The sequence below is a fragment of the Nostoc linckia z4 genome (assembly GCF_002608075.1).
Taxonomy (GTDB): Bacteria; Cyanobacteriota; Cyanobacteriia; order Cyanobacteriales; family Nostocaceae; genus Nostoc; species Nostoc linckia.
On sequence record NZ_LAHA01000003.1, the window covers coordinates 245,864 to 252,942 of the forward strand.

Annotated in this window: 4 protein-coding genes; 1 reads left to right on the forward strand and 3 read right to left on the reverse strand. The window is 41.8% G+C overall.

Annotated elements, in window-relative coordinates:
• Positions 1-55: 55 nt before the first annotated feature.
• The gene (gene gor / locus VF06_RS04790) at positions 56-1,432 is read right to left on the reverse strand and encodes a glutathione-disulfide reductase (protein ID WP_099067365.1); all 1,377 of its coding nucleotides are present in this window, start codon (positions 1,430-1,432) and stop codon (positions 56-58) included.
• Between the two features lie 534 nt (positions 1,433-1,966).
• Entirely contained in the window at positions 1,967-3,400 is a 1,434-nt protein-coding gene (locus VF06_RS04795) for a FecR domain-containing protein (protein ID WP_099067366.1), read from the reverse strand.
• 1,175 nt (positions 3,401-4,575) lie between these two features.
• Between VF06_RS04795 and VF06_RS04800 the strand changes: the two genes are divergently transcribed.
• Positions 4,576-6,039 carry a hypothetical protein gene (locus VF06_RS04800; protein ID WP_099067367.1) on the forward strand — a complete coding sequence of 488 codons (1,464 nt, stop codon included), beginning with the start codon at positions 4,576-4,578 and terminating at the stop codon, positions 6,037-6,039.
• Between the two features lie 203 nt (positions 6,040-6,242).
• Here VF06_RS04800 and VF06_RS04805 read toward each other — a convergent pair whose 3' ends face one another.
• A complete protein-coding gene (locus tag VF06_RS04805; RefSeq protein WP_099067368.1) occupies positions 6,243-7,064 on the reverse strand; it encodes a sulfurtransferase in 822 nt (273 codons plus the stop codon).
• Positions 7,065-7,079: the final 15 nt, after the last annotated feature.

The following is a 7,079-nucleotide window of genomic DNA, read 5'->3' on the forward strand; positions in this document are numbered from 1 at the left end:
CCTAACTCATAACTCCTAACTCATAACTCATAAAACTTTTAACTCTTAACTTTCATTACCGCATTGTGACAAATTCTTCAGCTACTGAGGGATGTATGGCAACAGTGGCGTCAAAGTCTTTTTTGGTTGCGCCCATGTTGACAGCGATCGCCACACCTTGGATAATTTCAGCAGCGTTTTCACCCACCATGTGAGCGCCTAAGACTTTATCAGTGTTGCTATCAACTACTAATTTCATCATTGTCTTTTCTTGCTTGCCAGTCAAACTGTGGTACATGGGGCGGAAGCGAGCGCGATAAATTTTTACGGCTTCACCGAGTTTCTCCCTGGCTTCTGCTTCTGTCCAGCCTACCGTTGAGGCTTCTGGGGTTGAAAATACTGCTGTGGGTACATTTTGGTGATTGAAGGCTCGGCGACTATTTCCGAATTCACTTTCAGCAAAGGCGCGACCTTCACCAATTGCTACGGGAGTTAAATTAATTCGGTCTGTGACATCACCAACAGCAAAGATATTCGGTTGACTAGTTTGGCTATATTCATTGACTGCGATCGCATTTGTGCTGCTGTATCCCGGCCCTTCTATGGTACTGGGGACAACATCAACGCCAGCATTTTCTAAACCCAGTCCATCTACGTTTGGAGTCCGGCCAGTGGCGATTAAAAATACATCAGCAATGACTGGCTCTAGATCTTCCCCTGATAAAGTCAGTTTCACTCCTTCAGGGACGCGTTCAACTTTTTCTACCACGCGATCGTTAATTAGCTGAATTCCATGCTGCTTCATACCTTCTTGAATGTCAGCACGGATATCTTCATCAAACCCCTTCAAAATCTTTTCACCTCTGACAATTTGGGTCACTTCAGAACCCAAACCGCGCATAATACACGCAAATTCTGTGCCAATGTAACCAGCGCCAATAATGGCAATGTGTTTTGGTTGTTCTTTGAGGTGAAAGATTTCGTTAGAAGTAATGCCATGCTCCATTCCTGGCAAATCTGGTTTGATGGGACGACCGCCAACAGCAATTAAGATTTTGTCCGCTGTAATTTTGCGTCCATCAACTTCTACCGTGTGAGGATCTACCAATGTGGCACGACCGAGAATTAGTTCTACTCCTGCTTTTTCTAAAAGGCTGATATGTACTTGGGACAATCGACGAACTTCTTTATCTATGGATGTAATAAAATGTTCCCAATTTAATTCGGCGTTACCCACTTTCCAGCCATAGCCTGCGGCGTCACTGAAGAGTGCAGGAAAGTGAGAGCCATAGACCATGAGTTTTTTGGGAACACAACCACGAATTACACAAGTTCCCCCAACTAAATCATATTCAGCGATCGCCACTTTTGCCCCGAAGCTAGCCGCCCGTTTGGAAGCAGCTAAACCCCCAGAACCCGCACCAATGACAAACAGGTCGTAATCAAAAGCCATAAATTTTTATATCTCTCTAGCAACAAGTTAGTTCCTAAGAACTTACACACAGAATTTGATTGAACTATATAAGGATATCCGTTAAGCCGTGTTTAAGTCTCGCCCTTGATTTAATCTAGCGTTAGCAGATGCTCTCTGGTCGTAGGGAATATTACTTTTTGCTTTGATGATAGTAGAGGCAATAGTTAAGATTTATTATCAATATATTCAAATTTTAAGTATAAATATATAGCAATCCTATTTGAGTTGTGAAAAATTTCAGTAGTGGTCGTTGACTGTTGAATGTTCACTGTCAACTGTTAACAGTTAACGGTCAACAGCAGCAAGATTTCACAAATGATTTAGGACTGCTATATGCTTTTATTCCATTGGAAAAGCCGAGTTGAGAATAGGACTTACGCACAGGTAACGGAAAATTGTAAATATAAAGCGGCTTGTTGCAGGTTACCACACAGCACGTAAAGAACACGGAGAGAAGTTGCAGTGTGTGGGATACCGCTGGTTTTTGCGTAAGTCCTAGCAAAGAAAGCAGACTCAGGTTGTTTCTGGAACATCTCCTGGGTCAGTTGGCGTTACTGGGCCGCCATCTCCTGGGTCAGTTGGCGTTCCTGAACCGCCATCTCCTGGGTCAGTTGGCGTTCCTGAACCGCCATCTCCTGGGTTAGTTGGCGTTCCCGACCCGCCATCTCCTGGGTCAGTTGGCGTTCCCGACCCGCCACCTACCGGGTCAGTTGGTGTTACCGTGCCGCCATCTCCTGGGTCAGTTGGTGTTCCCGACCCGCCACCTACCGGGTCAGTTGGTGTTCCCGACCCGCCATCTCCTGGGTCAGTTGGCGTTCCCGACCCACCACCTACCGGGTCAGTTGGCGTTCCCGACCCACCACCTACCGGGTCAGTTGGCGTTCCCGAACCACCACCTACTGGGTCAGTTGGTGTTCCCGACCCACCACCTACCGGGTTGGTTGGCGTTCCTGAATCAACAACTGGTGGTTGGACTGTGGGATTTTGAGGTCTGGTTGTGGTTCCAGTAGAATCAACAGAAACATTATTATTCGGCACAGTTGTGTTGTTAGTGCCTGTAGTCTGCTGCTCAGTATTTGAGAGTACTTGCCCTGTTTCCTCGAAGGAGTTTACTGGAGATTCATCTGCTGTGGGAGCTATTGGAGAATTATTTGTCACAGCATTGTTAGTTGTTTCATTTGAAGGGCTGTTAGTTAACTCTAAGAAAGATGGGTTTTCAACTACTCCACTACCTGTTATTGGCGACTGTGCTTGTAAAGCCGCGGACGTTTCAGCTTGAACGCTGGCCATAGCTGGGTCTACATTAGGTGTAGCACTTTGCTTATTTAAATCCAATCCCCGTACTAAATCACTAGTTTCATAAAAATTTCTCAGATCGAAATCGTATAAACCCTGAAATTTGCCTTTAACTATGACTATCAGCTGTCCTGCTTGGAGTACTTTAGTTTGAGAAGCTTCCTTGTTAGAAACTTCAATACCGCTGTTTGTCAGGGCACCTACAACTGTGGTGTCTGTTTGCTGGTCGTAGCGTACAAATAATGCTGAACCACGAATCGCGGCTGCTGCACTAGGGGTTTGTATACGTGTTTGTCCCCTACCTGGTGGTATCAATAATAATGCTGTTCCGTTTGATAGTCTAAAGCTGCGAGTTCTAGGTAAAAATTGAAAAATAGCCTGTTCCCCTACTCTTGCTAGTGAGCCGTCGTTAAACCGCAAGTCTGCTAGAGAAGCTCGACCAGTTGACAACCCATCCCCAGGGATCATTGCATCTGATTTTTGTGCAGGACGCTTCTTGAGTTTGTTTCTGGGTATTAGTTGTACTAAGTTACGGAGGTTCTGAATCTCAGCTCGTGTTAAAGGAGTTACAGCACTTGCACGTTCTGGTAAAGGCAGTGCGGCAATTCCCCATAAACTAATTACTAACAGTGGTAAGGATCTATTAAACATAATTTGATAACTTTTAAACTTCAAGTAATACCAAATACACTAATGCTTTAAGATGCAGCTAATTCTGATAGATAGCCATCTGTTTTGGGTAAATTTATTTGCAATTCAGTCTACATTTGACAAATAAAATAAATAACTAATAAGTATGTGTTTAGTTTATTTAAGTTTTGATTCTAAAACTTACCTCGTTATGCAATCAAGCCTAGAGTTAATTTAAATGGTGAGTTTCAATATCAACAATTAAACGAACAATGATGTCAAAGATATTTTGGGAAAATTCTTGAATATTTTCGACACATTAATCCACATTTGACGAAAAAAGAGTAAGCAAGATCTAAAATCTTTTTTGGTAAATATGAATTTACGGACAGAAATAAATGTTGAATACAACATCAATAAGATTTCAGATATCTTTTGACAAAAAGAATCGTTACTCATCATCTCAACTAACTAACTGTGAAGTTGTTAGATAGCTATTAAGCTCTAAATCGCTAGCTATACTTGATTCCCGTTCTTCTATTACCCTCATAAGAAAAATATTATGAGAAACTGCCATCAATCTTTTGCTCAATTCTCTTCAAGTTAAGAGAGCCTAAGAACTGTATTAAATTTGTTGATATTTACTGTAAATGGTACAGTAGGTAACTTAGAGAAACTAGAAGTTTAAATGTGATAGAAGAACGGTAAGTTAGGTCAGCACTATGAAAATTAATTTTTTATAGTCATCATTTGTCATTTTTCATGAGTAAGGGTTTCAGAGATGTTTACATTTTGTAACTTAGTTTTATTAGTTGCTGTCTATGTTATTAAACAACAATTAAGGGAAACTGGTATCACAACAGATGATTATGGCAAAAAAATCTGGGAGTAAATCCGAAAAAGAGTAATTTGAGTTGGTAGATATCAGTATATACCTAAAAAGCTGAACTACATGCACTCAATTGTATTTTTGAATAGGAACTGATGATACAGCTTCTAGGTCTACATTCAATACTGCTCAGGTTTTGGATTTTAAACTGGAATTTGGTTTGGGGAAAAGGTTAATGGTTCGACAAGCTCACCAACCGGTTAACGGTTAAAGGTTTTTTCTTTCCCTTTTCCCCTTTCCCTTTCCCCCAAAACCCGACAAGTATTGGGTCTACATTTGCCAAACGTCCTTAACGCAATCGAATGAGATGCGATTCAAGAACTGGAAAAATTTATTTTTTTGGATTTTGTTAGCTTCCACAGTTGGTAGCTGGTTTTGCATCAGAGTCGATGCAGCAGAATCTCCAAATCATGATTTAGCATCAATGGGTCGCATTCATTCTTCTGGTACTTCTTCAGGAGACGCTACGCTAACAACACAGCAACTAGGGAAAGAATTGCCACCACAGGAACGGTTACTGGGTAGTGGGTATCGCGAAAGAAAATCTTTGAAGATTTGGTTAGGGTATCAATCCCCAATTCCCAGTTCAAAAATTGTATCTTTAGCAACTATACAGTTAACTGATGGGTCATGCGAGGATTTAGAACAAGACACAATTAACTTGTTGTGCAAGCACTTTAGTGAGTCCCAAAGTTTGAATTTGCAGACACCGTTAGATTTGGCACAGGAAACACCACAAGTTACACAAGCGCAACCAACACCAAATCCAGAACCAGGGGATACTCCAGAACAAAATGATTCACCACAGCTAGAATCTCAGCCAAGTAATTTGCCCATATCTCCTCCAGACTCAACACAGCAATTGTTGAATCTACCTGAGATCGAACGTTCACAAAAACTAGAAAGATTGAGAAAGCTGCTGCAACAGCCAAAACAGCCACCTGAGTCTGATAGCGATCGCGAATTGGGATTGCGCGTGCGGTTACAACCCTTAGAACAACAGCCACTACCGCCGCAGCCTGTACCTAAATTTAAACCCGTCGGCTATCTCAAGGCACGTGTCGGTTACTTTCAGACCACTAATATTTTTTCCTCAAAAAACGATCCCACAGAAGATGGTTTAATTATTTCTGGGCTGACACTAGCCTCTGCATATTTCCCCATAGGATCTAAAACTTATTTAAACGGTTCAATTGATGGCAATATCATTCGTTATTTAGATCAATCGCAATTTCATTACAACCAACTGAGATTTAATCTGAGTCTTTACCAACAGCTATCGCCGCGAATGTATGGAGAAATCAGTTTTAGCAATCAGCAGTTATTTTATGCCAACAACAGCGATCGCCCCAATAGCTTCAAAGCAGGCGATCGCTTTTTAAATGAAAATGCCGTGAAAATGTCTTTCGGACGACGAGATCCCTTAACCTCAAAATTGATGTTAGATAGCTTATACGAATTGAGTGTCAATTTTGCCGATCCTCTAAGCCGCAGCCGCATCATCAATTCTTTTTGGTTTTCTCTAAACTATTACTTGCAAAAGCCTCTGCAAGTTGGTATCGACTATCAAGTCAACTTTTCTGATTTTACACAGCGCGATCGAGAAGATTTATTTCACAGACTATTTGCACACTTAAATTATCGAATATCCGATGTTAGCAGTATGAACTTCCAGACTGGTGTTACCTTCGGGAATTCAACCGCCCAAAACATTGATTTCGATGGCTGGTTCTTCAGTATCAATTACAATTTGCAACTAGGTCGGTTTTGAAAAAAGTGAGGAGAGTTAGGAGTTAGGAGTTAGGAGTTAGGAGTTGGGAGTTAGGAGTTGGGAGTTGGGAGTTGGGAGTTAGGAGTTAGGAGTTGAGAGTTGAGAGTCGGGAGTTAGAAGTTGGGAGTTAGGAGTTAGGAGTTGAGAGTTGGGAGTCGGGAGTCAGAAGTTTTAATTCTTAACTTATAACTCCTCACTCCTAACTATAAATAAGAAATCCAATCACTCCAGCTACCAGCATAAAGTTTACCTTTGTTGATGCCAGCTAATTCTAGAGAAAGTAAATTCACACAAGCGGTAACGCCGGAACCGCAATAAACTAAGATTTCTTTGGCTGTTTCTAGGTTCTCCCAGCGATGGCGTTGTTCTGCTTCAGGAAGTAGGTAACCTGAAGAATCTGTAACTTCTTGCCAAGGATAGTTGACTGCACCAGGAATATGTCCGGCAATTTTATCAATTGGTTCTCGTTCACCTCGGTAGCGATCGCTTTCTCTGGAATCTACTAACACTACATCTGGTCTGTCTTTGCGGCTTTTTACTGCTGTAATATTTACAACTTTTTCTGTTTGTAGTTGAGGTACAAACTTACCCATTCGCGGCTGAGGAATAACATCTGTGACAGGATAACCAGCTTTTTGCCAGCCGCTAAAACCTCCATCGAGTACTGCTACTTGTTCGTGTCCTAGATAGCGCAACAGCCACCACAAACGAGCTGCAAAGGCAAAGCGCGAATCATCATACGCTACAACCAAGCTTTCTTGGTAATTGATCCCAATTGCTGCAAATTTGTTAGCGATATCATTAGGATCGGGTAAAGGATGTCTCCCGCCATGCTTAGCCACTGGGCTGGAAAGATCCTGATTCAAATCTAAGTAATATGAACCTTTAATATGACTTGTTTGATACTGTTGTTTTCCTAGTTGTGAATTTGCTAGAGAAAAACGACAATCCACAATGACCACTTGTGGATCTTCGAGATGCTCAAACAACCAAGCTGGGGAAACAACTGTTTTTGAATTGGGCATGGGGGATGGGGGGAT

Coding starts and splice junctions, on each gene's coding strand:
- gor (WP_099067365.1), bottom strand. CDS start 1,432: ATGGCTTTTGATTACGACCTGTTTGTCATTGGTGCGGGTTCTGGGGGT.
- VF06_RS04795 (WP_099067366.1), bottom strand. CDS start 3,400: ATGTTTAATAGATCCTTACCACTGTTAGTAATTAGTTTATGGGGAATT.
- VF06_RS04800 (WP_099067367.1), top strand. CDS start 4,576: ATGCGATTCAAGAACTGGAAAAATTTATTTTTTTGGATTTTGTTAGCT.
- VF06_RS04805 (WP_099067368.1), bottom strand. CDS start 7,064: ATGCCCAATTCAAAAACAGTTGTTTCCCCAGCTTGGTTGTTTGAGCAT.